The sequence below is a fragment of the Blautia hydrogenotrophica DSM 10507 genome, assembly GCF_034356035.1.
In the GTDB taxonomy this organism is placed as follows: domain Bacteria; phylum Bacillota; class Clostridia; order Lachnospirales; family Lachnospiraceae; genus Blautia_A; species Blautia_A hydrogenotrophica.
This window is the reverse complement of the sequence record NZ_CP136423.1, coordinates 253304-270557: the sequence shown is the minus strand read 5'-3', so window position 1 is coordinate 270557 and position 17254 is coordinate 253304. Positions and strand designations below refer to the sequence as shown.

16 protein-coding genes and 1 tRNA gene are annotated in these 17254 nt (G+C 46.6%); 2 read left to right on the top strand and 15 right to left on the bottom strand.

Annotated features, from left to right (window positions below; translation table 11 throughout):
• Positions 1-7: 7 nt before the first annotated feature.
• The 14 genes from BLHYD_RS01305 to trxB form a co-directional block, all read right to left on the bottom strand.
• Positions 8-1183 carry an ABC transporter substrate-binding protein gene (locus BLHYD_RS01305; protein ID WP_005946775.1) on the bottom strand — a complete coding sequence of 392 codons (1176 nt, stop codon included), beginning with the start codon at positions 1181-1183 and terminating at the stop codon, positions 8-10.
• On the bottom strand, positions 1180-2361 hold the full coding sequence (locus BLHYD_RS01300) for a nitrogenase component 1 (RefSeq protein WP_005946774.1): 1182 nt from the start codon (positions 2359-2361) through the stop codon (positions 1180-1182). Before BLHYD_RS01300 ends, BLHYD_RS01305 begins: the two co-directional genes overlap by 4 nt.
• The gene (locus BLHYD_RS01295; RefSeq protein WP_005946773.1) at positions 2358-3686 is read right to left on the bottom strand and encodes a nitrogenase component 1; all 1329 of its coding nucleotides are present in this window, start codon (positions 3684-3686) and stop codon (positions 2358-2360) included. The genes BLHYD_RS01300 and BLHYD_RS01295 overlap by 4 nt, the downstream gene beginning before the upstream one ends.
• The gene (locus BLHYD_RS01290) at positions 3683-4447 is read right to left on the bottom strand and encodes a nitrogenase iron protein NifH (protein WP_005946771.1); all 765 of its coding nucleotides are present in this window, start codon (positions 4445-4447) and stop codon (positions 3683-3685) included. The genes BLHYD_RS01295 and BLHYD_RS01290 overlap by 4 nt, the downstream gene beginning before the upstream one ends.
• Positions 4444-5499, bottom strand: a complete 1056-nt coding sequence (gene hydE / locus BLHYD_RS01285; RefSeq protein ID WP_040350420.1) for a [FeFe] hydrogenase H-cluster radical SAM maturase HydE — start codon at positions 5497-5499, stop codon at positions 4444-4446. Before hydE ends, BLHYD_RS01290 begins: the two co-directional genes overlap by 4 nt.
• 484 nt (positions 5500-5983) lie before the next feature.
• A complete protein-coding gene (locus BLHYD_RS01280) occupies positions 5984-6469 on the bottom strand; it encodes an HD domain-containing protein (protein WP_021845257.1) in 486 nt (161 codons plus the stop codon).
• 18 nt (positions 6470-6487) lie between these two features.
• Positions 6488-7132, bottom strand: coding sequence for a sugar O-acetyltransferase (locus BLHYD_RS01275; RefSeq protein WP_021845258.1), 645 nt, complete (start codon positions 7130-7132; stop codon positions 6488-6490).
• A 17-nt stretch (positions 7133-7149) separates the two neighbouring features.
• Complete coding sequence (locus tag BLHYD_RS01270) at positions 7150-7845, bottom strand: aspartate/glutamate racemase family protein (RefSeq protein WP_021845259.1); 696 nt, start codon at positions 7843-7845, stop codon at positions 7150-7152.
• Positions 7842-9053 carry a serine/threonine transporter SstT gene (gene sstT, locus BLHYD_RS01265; RefSeq protein WP_040350418.1) on the bottom strand — a complete coding sequence of 404 codons (1212 nt, stop codon included), beginning with the start codon at positions 9051-9053 and terminating at the stop codon, positions 7842-7844. Before sstT ends, BLHYD_RS01270 begins: the two co-directional genes overlap by 4 nt.
• Before the next feature lie 55 nt (positions 9054-9108).
• A complete protein-coding gene (locus BLHYD_RS01260) occupies positions 9109-9864 on the bottom strand; it encodes a heparan-alpha-glucosaminide N-acetyltransferase (RefSeq protein WP_021845261.1) in 756 nt (251 codons plus the stop codon).
• Positions 9865-10048: 184 nt separating this feature from the next.
• Positions 10049-10121, bottom strand: a tRNA-Lys gene (locus BLHYD_RS01255).
• A gap of 140 nt (positions 10122-10261) precedes the next feature.
• Positions 10262-10405, bottom strand: a complete 144-nt coding sequence (locus tag BLHYD_RS01250) for a hypothetical protein (RefSeq protein ID WP_005946620.1) — start codon at positions 10403-10405, stop codon at positions 10262-10264.
• A 69-nt stretch (positions 10406-10474) separates the two neighbouring features.
• Positions 10475-11116, bottom strand: a complete 642-nt coding sequence (gene trmB, locus BLHYD_RS01245; protein WP_040350482.1) for a tRNA (guanosine(46)-N7)-methyltransferase TrmB — start codon at positions 11114-11116, stop codon at positions 10475-10477.
• 688 nt (positions 11117-11804) lie between these two features.
• Positions 11805-12731 (bottom strand): thioredoxin-disulfide reductase, encoded by a 927-nt coding sequence (gene trxB, locus BLHYD_RS01240; RefSeq protein WP_005946614.1) that lies wholly within the window; start codon positions 12729-12731, stop codon positions 11805-11807.
• Positions 12732-12841: 110 nt separating this feature from the next.
• Here trxB and BLHYD_RS01235 point away from each other — a divergent pair, with 110 nt between their 5' ends.
• Positions 12842-14593: a DUF885 domain-containing protein gene (locus BLHYD_RS01235; RefSeq protein WP_005946612.1), complete on the top strand. Its 1752-nt coding sequence runs from the start codon at positions 12842-12844 to the stop codon at positions 14591-14593.
• 102 nt (positions 14594-14695) lie between these two features.
• Here BLHYD_RS01235 and BLHYD_RS01230 read toward each other — a convergent pair whose 3' ends face one another.
• Positions 14696-15130: a MarR family winged helix-turn-helix transcriptional regulator gene (locus BLHYD_RS01230; protein ID WP_021845265.1), complete on the bottom strand. Its 435-nt coding sequence runs from the start codon at positions 15128-15130 to the stop codon at positions 14696-14698.
• A 387-nt stretch (positions 15131-15517) separates the two neighbouring features.
• Here BLHYD_RS01230 and BLHYD_RS01225 point away from each other — a divergent pair, with 387 nt between their 5' ends.
• Positions 15518-17092, top strand: a complete 1575-nt coding sequence (locus BLHYD_RS01225; protein ID WP_005947978.1) for a CapA family protein — start codon at positions 15518-15520, stop codon at positions 17090-17092.
• Positions 17093-17254: the final 162 nt, after the last annotated feature.

The following is a 17254-nucleotide window of genomic DNA, read 5'->3' as shown; positions in this document are numbered from 1 at the left end:
CAAACCGTCAGTCAAAATTTTCGGCTGCTGCCGAGGAAGGATTGTACATTCTTTCAATCTGGTCGTCTGTCAGACTCACCTGGTACAAATCCTGATAGTAATCTTTTACTTCCTTCGTGATATCCAAATCTGGAAAGAGATCTGGATATACTGTCTTAGCCATCCAGTACAGCGTCACAGGAGTGTCCGCACTAGGCGTATAGCTGCGGTAGGTTCCCAGAGGCATCTTATAGACCTGTTTATCCTGTACCGCTTTCACTGTGCTCCAATCGTCACCTCCCACGGCGTTATGATACAGGTCTTCCGGCTGAGTCGGCGTAAAATTCGTGATAATAATCACATCCGGATTCCACTGGTATACCTGCTCCATATTAATAACCGCATTGGAATTGTCCACCTCTATCTCTTCTGCCGCATTCAAAGCTCCCACAGCATCACACCAGAACTGGCCGAAAAAATGCTTTCCGGAAGTGACCATCTGCTGGTCATCATACTGGAACAGGAATAAAACCTTCTTTTTCTCTTCCTGTGGAATATCTTTTACCATTTCCTGCACCTGCTCATACACTTCTTTGCTGTAAGCTGAGATCTCCTCACTCTTATTACTGTTCTCAGGGAACATCTGACTCAAAAGAGCCGTCCACTGATCGTAAGTCTCCAAAATATCATAGTCCCACTTGCTAGGAGAGATGCCCACAGCCGGAATCTGTGCGTTTTCCAGCGTGGAGATCAGCTCACTGTTTCCAGCGCTACAAAAAACTACATCCGGCTCTAAAGCCAGCAGCGACTCCACATTCAGATCTGCCCCATTCATAAAGCTAGTATCTGCATCCAGAATCTCTGGAAACAGCTCTCCTAGCAGTCCAGACTCGGCGGCGCTCATACACACGGGGTCGATTCCCACCAGCTTCTTTGCAGACCCCAAAAATACAGTCAGCACGGAGGCCATGGGGTAAATGTCAGCCACTACGATTCGGTTGATCTCGGCTGGCACTTCCACCTCCCGGTCCGCATGGTCTGTGATTGTAATTGTATCCTTGCTCACTTCCTGCTCCGAATCTTTATCCGACATCTCCTCTGTCTTAGAGTCCTCTGCCTCTTTTGTCTCACCGCCGGCGCAGCCAGCGAAAGTCCCCACGGTCAACGTCAGACACATCATCATCGCCATTAGCTTCTTCTTCATCTTTCTACTCCTTTTCTCATCCATTCATTCCACGAAGTTCCCACAAACACAGGAATCTCTCTTCTCCAGATTCTTCCTGAATAACCCTCATGAGGAAATCCCAAAAAAGGTACGTCTTTTGGCTGCACTCCTTTGTATAGAGGATCTGCAATCACCAAAGAAGCCTGTTTCATCTCCCTAGAAATCTCCACCTCACCGGTACAACGGCCGTCTGACCGGTCTAGTACACCGGCATCCAGCTCCAAAGGACACAGTGCTCTCGCCGGCAGCCCAAAGTCCAGCTCCAAGCCGCGGCACATGGATGCCGCCCAGACAGCCTCTCCTATCACCAGGACAGGCTTACTCTCCCATTTCTCCTCAGAAATTCTCCTCCCGCCGGCTGGCCTTTGGTCTTTTCCGGTCTCTGCCGCGATATCCAAAGCCGCCAGCACCTCTTTTGTCATCCCTTCTCCGGTGGGAAGCCCCACCACATAAGGGATTCCATACTTTTCTTTCAGCACTTTCGCCAAAGCCATTCCCGCCGAAGACACCACTAAATTCACTTGGGCTCTTCCTGCCTCCATCAGTTCTTCCCAGGAGCTTCCCATTGCCCAGCAGCTCACCACCGGACAGCCTGCCTCCTCCAGCAGCTCTCTCATAGCCTCCACCGTGCCGGTCACAGAGAAATCCAGCGGTGTGACGCCCAACAGATTTACACTGGGGTGCTCTCCTCGCGGCAACTTCTCCACCTCATCCGGACAGAAACGTTTCGCGATTCCCGCGAGAGCCGTCGACACTCCTTTTACATAAGAACTCATCCCCGTAGTGGAAAAACCAAAAGAGGGAATCCCACTCCGTCTCTCGATCATCCTAGCCAGTCCTGGAAAGTCTGTCCCCATCATCGTAGGGATCAAAGTTCCCGCCAGCGCTACAAAACGGGGACTGAGCTGTCTGGCTGCGTCCACGACATCCCTGACTGTCTTCTCTTCATCCCCCAACACAGCCTCCATCTCCGAGAGTCCGGTGATATACACCATACTCGGCATGTGGTACCAGCGTGGTTCGTCGTGAGTGTTGTAGGTGGAATTACACCCAGATGCGTCATGCATAACCGTCATACCGCCCATCTCATAGAGAGCCGAACACACTCCTGACACATCCGCCGTATAAGTGGATAATATTCGATTCACCTGGTTCATCCACAACACCCCCATCCTTTTACCTGTATAATCTTCTCCACATCAGCCTCCTTCTTTGCCGCCTCGCGCATCCAGCGGGCCAGACAAATCACTCCGTCGTATCCCAGTAGTCCGCTACCTTCCACCATATTCACCAGAAATTTCGTCCCGGTATACCAAGCCGCCTTCTGTCCAATCGCCAAAAGCCTTCCGCCGTGCTCCTGCGCCTTGCTGTGGGGCAGCATCCCCATTTTCACCTGGACAGTCGCATACAATTTCAACTCAGGCGCGTTTGCTTGCAGCCATTCAAACGCAGATCTCTCAGGTTCAATAAAATTGTCCGCATAGACCTCCTTCACAGATATTCCATGCGAAATCAAAAGCTTTGTCAGTCCCAGCGGGCGGCTAGTAGCCGTATAGTCGACAGCCACTGCCACGCCTTTCAGCTCTTTCGCAGTCTCAGCCAACTCTTCTTCCGCCTTCCGACGCAGAATGTCAAGATTCGGAAGTTCCATCTTCAGGTACTGAGACAGTTTTTGCAAATTCTCGTCGATCTCCTCATAATCATAAGACAACGGCAAATGAAGATGAGGAATTCCCAGCCTTCTTTCCAATTCTTTTGCCGCAGCCACTGCGGCTGGATTGCAAGTAATATTAAGCTGACTCTCCCCCAACTTCTGATAATCTTCATAAGTTCTGCACAGACAGATATCTCCGATTTCATAGCCTGCTCCTCGAAGCATCTGAACGAACTCACTGCTCTCCTGAGTGAGCTCATTGTTTCCAATAAAATTCACCTTCCTGACCGGGGTCATTCTCTCATGAATCAGGCTATAAAGCTGCATCCGCATTTTGGAGTCCGGAGTCATCTTGCTTTTTCTCATAATGGGATTCATATAGCAGTCTGTAAAATCCACGTCTGGAAATTTCTCTCTGAGTCTTCGATATACATAGTCCAAATCACAGCCTATGAAGTGGTGCACACAGCTTGTATAGATCAGTACGGCCCTAGGTCTCTCAGGCATCCGGTTTAAAATATCGGTGGTCCCCTCGATAATCAGAGTCTCCATATCTCCATCCAGAAGGTTGTGATCTTCCACGGAAATCGTGGAGAATCTATCTGACGCGCCCATCTCGGCAGCCGTCAACACCACACCTCTTAGACATGCCTGGGCACAAACGAAAATCTGATGACTCTCCGGCAGCAGCATCCCTATATGAACAATGTTCCAAGTGCCCCTAGCTGGCGCCGCGTATTCCAGTCCCGATACGAAAGGTGCCGGAAACTTTGCCTCCTCAATAGTCACACAAGCTCCTCTCTCGTCCAATTCCCCCAGTGCTCTCATACTTCCTCCTTTTTGCAGGCGGTCAGCACCTGCCTAGCCAGCTCCTGATATCTAGCTGCCATCTCTCCATCTGGAAACGCCTCCATCACCGTTTTACGTTGTTCCTCTGCCTTTTGTACCTCCTCGCTGAAAGGCAGAATACCCACAATCTCTGAATGAATATCCTCTGCCAGCTCCTGGACTTTTTCCCTCTCTCTGGGAACGTTACGGCTGTTTAGGATAATCCCGCCCAGCGAAGCGTATCCTCTGTCCTCAAAATTTTCCACGGCCATGGCAATATTTGCTGCGGCGTGAATAGCCATGTTCTCTCCTGAAGTCAGCAAAAACACTTTTTCCGCGTAACCCTCACGGATAGGCATCGCGAATCCTCCGCAGACCACATCCCCTAATACATCATAGAGCACGATATCCGGTTCATAAATCTCAAAGGCATCCTTTTCTTCCAAAGTCTCCAAAGCTGCGATGATTCCTCTCCCCGCACAGCCCATTCCTGGAGTCGGTCCTCCTGCTTCCACGCAGAGAACTCCTCCTGCGCCTTCTGTGACCAGTTCTTCCAAGGGCACACTCTTACCCTTCTTTCGAATCAAATCCAAGACCGTATCCACGGAGTGATTCCCGTGGAGATAACTCGTGGAATCTGCCTTGGGGTCGCAGCCAATCTGCATGACCTTCAGCCCCATTTTCGCGAAGGCCAAAGACAGGTTCGAAGCCGTCGTGGACTTTCCAATCCCGCCTTTCCCATAAATTGCCATCTTAATCATACCTTATCCTCCCAACAATAGTCTCCCCGGTCTGACACCACCTGATAGCCGATAGCCGCGATGGATTCCTCCAGCCTTCTCTGACTCTCGGCGGCATCATCCTGAGTCCCTATCTTATTGTCATATAATAAATAATTTTTTCTCATATCCGTAGGCGAGATATTCGGCATCACCACATTGGCCCCCGCCAAAATCCCCTGTTCCCTGCCGTCAGCCACAATCGTTCCCAGCGCCGTGGTCGCAGGCAGCAGGACTCTCGGATGAATCAGACGAATTAAACTCAAAAGAAACAGAGTATCCTCCAATGTCCCCGCCTGGCAATCTCGAAAACAAGTGTCATGATGAGGAATAAACGGTCCGATTCCCACCATCTCAGGCCGAAATTCACCGATGTACAGCAAGTCCTGCGCCAAATTCTCCTCTGTCTGGTAGGGGGAACCTACCATCATCCCGCAGCCTGTCTGATAGCCAATATCTTTTAAATCCCGCAGACACCGCAGACGATTCTCCAAGCTTAGCTGAGGTGGGTGAAGCTTCCGGTAATGCTCCGGACAGGCAGTCTCATGGCGCAGCAGATAGCGGTTCGCACCTGCATCAAAATACCTCTGATAGCTCTCCTTGCTTTTCTCACCGATGGACAGTGTAATCGCACAGTCCGGGTATCTGTCTCGGATTGTGCTCACCAATTCCACGATTTTTTCATCGTCGAAATAAGGGTCCTCCCCTCCCTGAAGCACAAAGGTACGAAAGCCCGCCCGATATCCCCAGTCACAGCAGGCATAGATCTCCTCCGGCTTCATCCGGTATCTCACCACATTCGCATTTCCAGCCCGTATTCCACAGTAATAGCAATTGTTCTTGCAGTAATTTGTGAACTCTATCAGCCCACGAAAATAAATCTTTCTTCCATAATACCTGTCTGTCAAGGTCCTGGCCAGACCTGCCGCGTACAGCCGGTCTTCCTCCGTCTTGCTTCTCAACAGCCCTGCCAGTTCCTCCTCTGACAGCAGCTGGCCTTTGGCCAGCCAGTCAATTTTCTCCCTGTTTGTCATAAAATTCCCCCTATCCCATAAAAAGTGGGCAAGCCCACTTCCGGCTCCCATCCCCTCAATTTTTGAGGGGCATAGCTCACTTTGCGTGCCGACGCAACACCGCTTTGTGGTGAAATTCCTCTAACATAAAAAAGAATCCTGTTTGCAGGATTCTCCGCCTGCGGCGGGTCACTTTAACGACAACTTCTCTTTCGTCGCAGTACGATCTTGTGATATTTTGTATGATAGGAAGACATTTTCACTCATCGGCGTGACAAAGTCTTTCCTATCATATAAAAAACCCTTTCACCATTCGGCAAAAGGGTATAATATCTCCTGTAAAAGTCTCTGTCCGCTCACCTTTACACTCCGGGCCACGCCCATCGTCTTTCAGCACGATTGGTTATTACATATTCAAATTCTGCGGATTCCTGTCAGACAACTCTTCCGGGTCTCCTGCTGAATTCAGTATAACACTCTCCGCTTCCAAACACAACCTGAAATCTTATTTTATCAGGTTAAAAAATAATACTTTTCCGGTCTCCGTGCGAAAGAGCTTTGCTCTTTCCTGTATCTTCTCCTGAGTCCATTCCTCTTCCAAAGCACTTACCCATAGATCTGCCTCCACCAGAATCTGACATTCCATGCCATCAATATGGTCATAGTCATGGTGCACCTGAATGAACCGCGTGATCTTCTCCACCCACGAGGCCGGATAACCGCAATCGTTCAAAAATTCTTTGGCTATGGCAGGAGCCTCCTTTTTCTGAAGCTCCTGGCTGGCAATTCCATACTTTTCCTTACAGTGCTTTATGCCAATGTCATGGAGTATCGCAGCCGCTTCCAGAATCATCTGTTCTTCCTCAGACAGTCCTTCCTCCCGTCCAATCATCCCTGCCAAGGCCAGAACCTTCAAAATATGCCCACTTCTGCGGGGATGTCCTTCCTCATACTGGAGAGCCCTTAACAGTAAACCATCCTGATCTGCCATCTCATCTTCCTTTCTCTTTTACCCTTTCAGGTTGCTGATATCCTGAACTCCATCATTGTAATCATCCACGTCAAATTCCTGATCTCGAAAATAAAACTTTCTGTCCTCCTCTGTGATTTCCCTCAAAACTCTACAAGGATTCCCCACGGCAATCACATTGTCCGGCAAGTCCCTGGTCACCACGCTGCCAGTTCCAACAACCACGTTGTCCCCGATATGCACATTTGGATTGACCACCACGTTTCCTCCAAGCCACACATTATCTCCAATCGTGACTTCCTTTCCATACTCATATCCAGAATTTCTAGAATCCGGGTGTATCGGATGCCCCGCAGTATAAATAGAAACATTAGGACCAAACATCACATTTTTCCCAATCCGAACTCTCGCCACGTCTAAAACTGTCAGATTATAGTTCGCGTAAAAGTTCTCTCCCACCTCAATATTACTTCCATAGTCGCACCGAAATGGCTGTTCTATGTAAACGCTTTCCCCGCATTTTCCCAGAATCTCTCTGATCAAGCGGTCCTGCTCTTCAGACTGTTCCGGCGTCAGACCATTGTACTTAAAGATTTTCTTTCTCGTCTCCAACCGTTCCTCACTGAGTCCATCTAACCAAGCCTTATAGGGAAGGCCCGCCAACATTCTCTCTTTTTGATTCATAATATATCCTCTCATTCTCAGTCTTGAAGCGCAAACTGCACGGCTGCCTTCGCGTGGGCCGTGGTGGAATCGATGACTGGTATCTTCGCATCCTTTTGCTTAATCAGAAGCGGAATCTCTGTACACCCTAAGATCACACCCTGAGCACCAGACGTCTCCAACTCCTGAATCACCGACTGGTAATATTCCCTGGATTCCTGCCGCAATACTCCAAAAGTCAGCTCATCGGTGATCACTCTGTAAATCTTTGCATACTCGCTCTCTTTTGGAGTAACGACATGAATTCCAAATTTTTCTTCCAGTCGGTTCTTGTAAAAGGGCATCTCCATGGTAAAAGGAGTTCCCATCAATCCTATGGTATCCAATCCTTTCTCCTGTATCTCCTCCCCTACCGCGTCGGCGATGTGGAGAAGTGGCACCGATAAACACTCCTGAATCTGCTCTGCGAATGCGTGCATCGTATTGGTGCACAAAAGCACACAGTCTGCCCCAGCTCGCTCTAAGGATTGACACACTTCTGTCAATTTCCTGCACAAAATCTCATGTTCCCCTCTCTCCATGTGTCCAATCATCTCATGAAGGTTCACCGTGTACATGATACTCTGAACCGTATTATCCTCACCTAACGCTTTGTTTGACTCCTCATTGACAATTTTGTAATATTCTATGGAAGATTCCCAACTCAATCCTCCCACCATTCCGATCGTTTTCATGTGTTTTGTTTCCTCCTTCTAGACAATTCCGCGACTGCCGTATAAAGAACATCTGTGGATGAATTCAGCGCCGTCTCACAGGAATCCTGAATGACTCCTACGATAAAGCCCACTCCCACTACCTGCATCGCTACATCATTTGATATTCCAAACAGACTACATGCCAGTGGTACCAGTAAAAGAGAGCCTCCTGCCACCCCAGATGCTCCGCAAGCACTGACCGCAGATAACACGCACAGAATCAGTGCTGTTCCAAAGTCCACCTGAATCCCCATTGTATTCGCAGCCGCCAAAGCCAACACAGAGATCGTAACAGAAGCACCTCCCATGTTGATAGTGGCTCCCAGCGGAATCGACACAGAATAGGTGTCCTCATCCAATCCCAAATCCTCACATAATTTCATATTTACCGGAATATTAGCCGCTGAGCTTCTCATAAAGAAAGCTGTAATTCCGCTCTCCTTCAGGCACCTCAGTACTAGTGGAAATGGATTTTTGCGAATTCCCAAATAGACAATAATCGGATTTACCACAAAAGCCACAAAGGCCATACTTCCCACCAAAAGTAGAATCAGACGCCCATAGCTGAGCAGAGCTTCCAGCCCCTGCTGAGAAATTGTAGTGAACACCAAGCCCATAACTCCAAAAGGTGCACAGCTGATTACCCACTTGACAATTTGAGACAGAGCGTCAGAGATATTTTCAATCGCCTTCTTTGTGCCGGCTGAGGATTTCTTCAGGGCCAATCCCAGCAAAACCGCCCAGGCCAGAATTCCAATATAATTGGCATTCACTAAGGCATCTACCGGATTGGATACCAGATTCATCAACAGCGTTTTGAGGACTTCTCCGACTCCTCCTGGAGCAGCCATATCCTCCACGCCTTTGCTCAGTGTCAACGTAATAGGAAATAAAAAACTGGCGGCTACAGCCACACAACCCGCCAGAAACGTGCCGCAAATATAGAGAATCACAACCAGCTTCATGTTGGTCTGCTTTCCTTCTTTATGCCGCGCCAGAGCCCCCATAACCAGAAACAACACCAACAGAGGAGCCACCGCTTTCAACGCCCCTACAAATAAATCTCCCAACAGAGAGATGACTGTAAACTGAGGCACCACAAGCCCCAACAGAATTCCTACGATCAATCCCCCTATGATTCTCTTCACCAAGCTGATCTCATTCCATTTAATAAGAATATTTTTCATAGTCCCCTCCTCTTTCGTTTTTTCTGAAATCATATTTTTTTAAAGTATACCACTTTCAAGAATAAGAGAACAACACTAAAAATCCATAAATTACCGGTTGATGAATCAGATAGATCTCCAAAGAATGCCTTCCTACAAATTCTAAGGGCCGTATCCGCGGACCTGCCAGCACTACCAGCCACTTCCTCTCCTTTAAAAGCCGGTAGAGAAAGTATCCTACGCCAAACAAAAACAGCCATGGAAACAGTCCGAAATAATCTGTGGAGTAAAAATTCTTCTCCGGTAGCCCAAGGTAGGTGGTAAATAGATTCCGGTACCACGTCTGCGGCAGCGCAAGCAGATTCCACCGTTCAAATCCTAAAAATCCATCTCCCACATTTCGAGTTATCCCAAACAGCAGGATACTTCCTGCCAACCCAGGTATCGGAGCAATGTAACGCAATAATTTTTCCAGGGGAATCCAAAGAAGCATTGCTGAACCTATCAATGTCAGAACCCCAAAGATCACCTTACTCTGAGGCATAAATACCAAAGTCACCGCTGTAACCAAAAGACCGGAGCCGAACACAGTCAACCCCCTTTTGAGTCTTCTCTCTCCCATCGACCAGCAAAACCCCGAGAGCAGTATAAACGTCCAGCAAATGGCCTGTTGCCACCAATAGGCGCCTCTCGTCGAATACCATTTCCAGTCTACGCCCAAAATATACACCAAATCCCAGATCATATGATAGACTACCGCATTGACCAAGACCGTGCCCCGAATCACGTCCGGCAAAGGATAACGTCCCTTCTGTAATGTATTTTCCACCATCCTGCTCTCCCTTTCCACGTGCCTGCACTTTCTCGCGACAAAATCACCGGAGAAATCCACGTTCACAGCGTACTTGTGTTATAGGAAAGGACTTTCACACATTAGTGTGACAATGTACTTCTCATAACACAAAAAAACACCATCCCCACGGCTCCAACTTATCCGCAAAAACAGTGCTTTCCAATGCGCCTTCAGGGGCTCGAACCCTGGACACCCTGATTAAGAGTCAGGTGCTCTACCAACTGAGCTAAAGGCGCATCTTATGAAATTGTATGTCGCATTATCTCTAACGCACTGCCTATTATAGCTGAACCATTCGAAAAATGCAAGAGGAAATTTTACATTTTTTTCATTTTTTTGAAATTTCCATTTTTCTGTTCTAAGTCCGTCATTTTTCCTACTTTTTCTTTCTGCGCATATCTCCTAATTTTTTATCCATCTCTTCTGCCGACTTTTTCAACCGCAGCAGCTGCCCATTGGCGCTTCTGTGAAGATAACCCCACTGGGCAGTTGTCTGCTTTAATTTCTTCAGAGATGCCATTCTATCACCGTCTCACATATATTTACTATAATCTATGCTACAGCTGACCACAGGTGAATCATGTCCTCTCTACCTAGCAGTCACTAATTTATATATGGGATTACCCAAACTGGAAAATTTCTCCTCGTACTCCGTCATCACGTTGCCTTCACACATCTTAGCATCGTTATGTAAATCGTAAGTGCAAGCCAGCAGTCTCCACCCTGCCTCTCGAATCTCTTCCAGAGAAAATTCAAACAGTCCCCTGTTGTCTGTCTTAAACTCCACTACTCCCTCCGGAACTAAAATTCGCTCATATCTGTTCAGAAATTCCCGAGACGTGAGGCGCCGTTTCGCATGACGTGCCTTTGGCCACGGGTCGGAAAAATTCAGATATATCTTTTCCACCTCTCCTTTCCGAAAGATCTCCGGCAGCAACCTGGCATCTTCCCTCATAAACAATAGATTCGGTAATTCATCAATCTCCGCCATTCTTTGCAGTGCTCTGAGCAGTACGCTGTCATACATCTCAATTCCTAAATAATTAACCTGGGGATTACGTCGTGCCAGTTCCATCAAAAATTGTCCTTTTCCCATGCCAACCTCGATATGTATCGGCCCAGTCTGTGGATAAACCTGTGCCCAGCCTCCTTTTTTCTCCTGCGGCCTTTGCACTACGAAGGCACTTTCCATCACTGCCTCCTTAGCACCAGGTATGTTTCTCAAACGCATATTTTTCTCCTTTTCCATATAAATATATAAAACGTTTTGTAATTTCTGATTAGTATCAATCATATAACTGATAATAAAAGAAAATCAAAACGAGCTCTTCTACTTTTTCAGTATTATATGACAATTCCAAATTTACAAATAATAATTTCGTCTTCTGTTAAAGTATATTTGTTCTTTTTTGATTCCAAAAAAGTCAAGGGAATTTCGACATTTTCTTCTATTTTTCACCGATTTATCACATCTGACCAAAACATTTGTTTAAATCCAATTTATGTAAATCTGGATAATTTTTTTAAAATCCTGTGGATAATGTGGATAACTTGGTGTATAACTCGGATTTACAAGGTTTTTAACTCATCGGAATGTGGATAAGAATGTGTGTATTACTTTTTATCCAGGTTTTTCCATATGACATTTTTGTGTATTTTCACCAATTATCGTTTTTCTACGACAAATATCCCTATTTATATCCAGAAAAATAATTACTTCTACTCTAAAAATGAACTTTCGACATAAACCTCTTCCACAGAATCATATTTTCCACCGAAATGATCTCAGGACTGCTTTTCTTCCACAAGATGATTCCTCTCTGTTCTGCCTTGTTTCCGCACGGGAAAATTAGCGATAATCTGCCCTTTCTTTGCTTCATTCCCCAAATATCCCCAGAAGACGAGACTACCTGCAAAATCTACAGGCGGCTTAAATAGTCCTGTACTGATGACACTGCATTGGCTCCATCTGACGCAGCGGTGATAATCTGGCGCAGCTTCTTTGTTCGGACATCCCCGGCCGCAAAGATTCCCGGCATATTCGTCTTTCCGTCTTCACCTGCCACAATATAGCCGCCTTCATCCATATTCACAAGCCCTTGATATGGTTCGCTGTTGGGATGAATCCCCACCGCCACAAAAACACCGTCAACCTTCACTCTCTGGCTGCTGCCGTCCTTCACATTTTTCAGCAGAATCGCCTCGACCTGTTCTTCTCCCTGGATTTCTTCACAGACTTGATTCCAACAGAAAACTACATTGGGAAATTGAAACAGCCTCTTTTGCAGAATGTCATCTGCTCTTAACTGATCTCTGCGATGTACTACATAGACCATCTTGCAGATTTTGGCGAGAAAGATCGCGTCCTCCACAGCCACATTTCCGCCGCCCACCACGGCCACAGTCTGGTCCTTGTAAAAAGCGCCATCACAAGTAGCACAGTAGGATATGCCCATCCCTGACAGTCTCTCTTCTCCCTTTGCCCCCAGCAGACGGTGACGCGCTCCCACGGCTAAGAGTACCGTCCTCGCCTGAAAGTCTTTCTTTCTGGTTCTTATTACTTTTGTACCGTCTTCCTCCACATGGATTTCCTTTACGTTCACTCTCTCAGATACCAGTCCCAGCTGGTCCGCGTGACTGCGGATTTTCTGGCCAAACTCCGCTCCGGAAATCCCCGGAAGTCCCGGGTAATTATCTACCTCATAGGTGCTAGCTGTCTGTCCTCCGCTCACAAAATTTTTTTCCAGCAGCAAAGTATGAAGCCCTGCTCGCAGAGCATAGATCGCAGCTGTCAGTCCTGCCGGCCCTGCCCCTACAATAATCAAATCATAGATCTTTTCATCCATATTGGTCTCCTTTCTCAAAAGCCGAAATCCATATTTGTCAACAATTATAGCATACCCGATTCTTCATTCCAATAAAATATAAAGATGATCGAAATCTCAAAGGAGCTTCTATGTTTTCCATAAAATCCCGTCGGCCCCTGTTCATCAGTCTTGGTCTTTGTCTCGCACTCTGCCTGGGGCTTGGTCTTGGATATCTTACCTCTCACGTATTTTCCGAAGACGCAAAATTTCAAAAGTTTACTCGACAGCTGTTTCAAAGCGAAGTCAATGGCAGCACCTTAAACCTCCACTATACTTTAGCCCATCCTGAAGATTATAAAGTCGCTTCCGAGCAAGTCACTCTGGGTACTATCCCCACAGACCCTTCTTCCACTTACTCCCAGCTAGAAAACTACGAACAGTCTCTCCAGGATTTCTCCTACGAAGATCTCTCCAAAGACAATCAGCTGACTTTAGATCTGCTTTTGCTGTACTTTCACACGGAACGTTCCCTAGGTGACCAGTACTTATTAGAAGAGATCTTGAGTCCTAGCCTTGGCACCCAGGCACAGCTTCCAATACTTTTGGCCGAATACGCTTTTTACGACAAGCAAGACATTACAGATTACTTAAAGCTTTTAACCTGTGTAGGTGATTACTTCAAAAGTATCTTGGACTTCGAGCGCGAAAAATCCCAGGCAGGATATTTCATGAGCGACACTACTCTTGACCGAATTTTAGAACAGTGTCAGGCATTCATCAAAAACCCCTCTGACAACTATCTTCAAGAAATTTTCCAGGATAAACTCAATGATTTTTCTGGACTGTCCAAAAAAGAAAAGAAGCAATGCATCGCCACACATCAAAAACTGATAGAGAATTCTCTGATTCCAGCCTACGAAAACCTGATGGAAGGCCTAGAAGAGCTTCGTGGAACTGGAAAAAATGAAAATGGTCTCTACTATCTCGACGGTGGGCAGGAATACTATCAGTACCTGCTGCGCAGCCAAGTGGGAGTCTACGCCTCCCCGGAAGTCATAGAGCAACGTCTCTACCGACAACTCTTCGCGGACTATCAGGAGATGTCTGAACTTCTCGAAGAACACCCTGATCTAATCAGCCGTGTCTTCTCAGAAGATCTCCCCAAATCAAAACCCAAAGACACTTTAGAGGAACTGGAATCCTTATACCAGAAGGACTTTCCCAAATTAGAAGAGCCAAAGTATGAAGTAAAATATGTCCATAAATCTATGGAAGACTATCTAAGCCCCGCTTTCTACCTCACACCTCCCATTGACACCCAAAGTCCAAATACCATCTACATCAACCAGGCCAGCCAGACCTCTAACCTGGAATTGTTTACCACTTTAGCCCATGAAGGCTTTCCCGGGCATCTCTATCAGACCTTATATTTCAGTCGCCAGGACCCTGACCCTATCCGCAATTTGATCACCTGCGGCGGTTATATCGAAGGCTGGGCCACCTATATAGAATCCTACGCCTACGGTTACGCAGACGCTGCCCCTGAGCTCACCCGTCTTCTCTGGCTGAACCGCTCTGTAAACTTAAATCTCTACTGTCTTTTGGACATTGGAATTCACTATCACGGTTGGACTTTAAGTCAGGTCAGTCAGTACTTAAAAATGTTCGGTTTTCAGGACGAAGCTGTGATCGAGGAAATCTATCAATACATCATTGAGACCCCCGCCAATTATCTTCGCTATTATGTTGGATATCTGGGATTTTATGATCTGAAAAGTGCTGTTCAGCAAAAAGAAGGGAATTCCTTTGATCTAAAAGAATTCCACAGAGATGTCCTCGAAATTGGGCCGGCGCCCTTTCCCATCGTACAAAAATATTTGGGTCTTTCCTCAAAAAATTGATATTTATTTAACCGCTTAAAAACAAAAGTCTGTCGTTAAGCCTTGTTTGCCTGAATCCTAACGGCTCAGTTCAGGCAAACAGGCTCTGCCTAATAACTGCCGTCAATATTTCCGAAAAAACGCACGCAGTTTATTCAATGCCTGAGTCAGAGCATCCATCTGAGTCTCATCCAAATCTGTCATGATCGCCTGAATCATATCGTCGTGGAATTTTTGATGATGGTAATAGGCTTTCTCTCCTTTTTCTGACAGAGAAATCAAGACCACTCTGCGATCCTCTTCACTGCGTGCCCGATTTACATATCCTTTTTTCACCAAATTATTCATTGCAATGGTCAGTGTACCCACTGTGACCGATAGACTCTTGGCCACAGAAGACATACTGCGCGGCTCCTCAGTCCCTACAGCCTCCAAAATATGCATATCATTCACAGAGATATCTCTGAATTCAGATGAGGTCAATGCCTTCTCTTCAATCCCTAAAATTTCATTAAACAAATTCACCAAAATATCATTCAACATCTTATAGTGCTCCATGGACTCACCTCCGCCGCTTTTGCAATCTTCAATAGTTTTCCCATAAAGGTGATAATATTATACCATCTTTTCCTTTGGTATTCAAAATATTTTTAAAGATTATCTGTACAAGAAAATCTTTCTTATTTTTATATAATTTGCTATAATATATAATAAAAAATAAAGTGGATAAGTTTACTTCAGCTCCCCCTCAGTCTTGAGGGGCGCAGTTCCGCTTTGCGCGCTGCTGCAACACCGCTACGCGTTGAAATTCTCCATTGCGGTGTTCGCATCCTTAGCGGAGCGTTTATGTGATAGGAAAGGGCTTTTACTCATTAAAGTGACAAGATCTTTCCTATCACATAAAAAATCTACATATTTATCAAGAGAAACTATGAGGAAAATACTATGAGTCGAAACAATATACCGTTAAATGACAGAGAAAAGAGCAAATCCAAGATCAGCCTCATCTGTTCCATCGCAGCACTGGTCATTTTGTGTTTTTGCTTTCATCAGGCAGATCACGTTCTGATCACAGGCCCCGCTGAGAGGGCGGCAGCCAAAAAAGAGGCGGCAGAGGCCAAAGCAAAAGAGGAGGCATCCACTCCCAAAGTGACCACAGCGAACATTGTCGCCGTGGGTGATAACCTGTACCACACTAAATTATATGAGTCCGGTATGAATGACTCTGGTGAATGGAATTACGACCATGTCTATGAGCACATGACTTCCTATATCCAGGAAGCAGATTTGGCCTTCATTGACCAGGAAACCGTCTTGACTCCTAATCATGATGAAATCAGCTCCTATCCGTCTTTTGCAACACCTCAGGAGGTGGGCGATGCGGTCGTAAAAGCTGGTTTCGACGTAATTGAGACTGCGACAAACCACATTGACGACTTCGGCTTGGATTTAATCAAAGACGAGTTAAATTACTGGGAGACCAATCATCCCGAAGTCACTGTCATAGGAACCAACGCGACGGAAGAAGAGCGCGATGAAATCAAAACTGTCACTGTCAACGATATCACGATCGCTCTCCTGGATTATACATACGGTACCAATAACTGTCTGGCCACCGGCGAGGATGCCTATATTATCAATACTTTTGACAAAGAGCAAGTGGCCACCGACATTAAGAAGGCAAAAGAAATCAGCGACTGTGTAATTTTCGTTTCCCATTGGGGAAATGAAGAAGATCCCGCCCCCAGCGAATACGAAAAACAGTGGGCAACTTTCCTGATGCAGCAAGGAGTTGACGTCTGCATCGGCGGACACCCACATATACTTCAACCCTATGGAACCTTGTCCGACGATCAGGGCAATGAGATGCTGATTTTCTACTCTCTTGGAAATTTCGCATCGACACAGCAAGATATGACAGGATTACTAGGTGGTATGGCCCAGTTCACCCTAGAGAAAACGGTGAAAAATGGAAAAAGTTCCGTGAAGGTAATTTCCAAATCCGTGGAACCTCTGGTCATGCACTACAATCATGACCAAGGTGTCTACGCTCCTTATCTGTTAAAAGATTACACCAATGAGCTCGCCGCCGAACATAGTATGCATGAGGTCCGCACCGACGAGTTCACCGTGGAGACCCTCTATGAGCTGTACGATGAAATCATGTCCCAGAAAGTAGAGCCCTCCACCGGCACAGGACTGCTGGAAGTCCACTTTGACGGGTATATCAATATGGTCGACCCGGATGGAAATATCGTAGATGATTCCTACCAGGGGACCTCCCAAGATTCAAACGGCAATTCCGACGGTGAAGAAGGCACAGACAGTTCCAGTTCTGATGAGTCAAGCTCCGATGGTTCCGACTATGATGACTCCGACTACGATGATTCTAGCTATGACGACTCCGGCTATGATAATTCCAGCTACGATGATTCTAGTTACGACGACTCTAGTTATGATGATTCTGGTTACGACGACTCTAGCTATGATGATTCTGGCTACGACGACTCTGGCTATTAATCTATGGCACAAACCCTCATGCCGCCTATCGGCGGCACCTCCAAAAAGTATAAGCTGCGGATTGCTCTGTGCGCGTCGACAAGCAAGCTTACCAACCACCGTCCGTGACTAATACAGTAAAAGAATGCCGTAAAATCCTCAAATCTGAAGGTTTTACGGCAT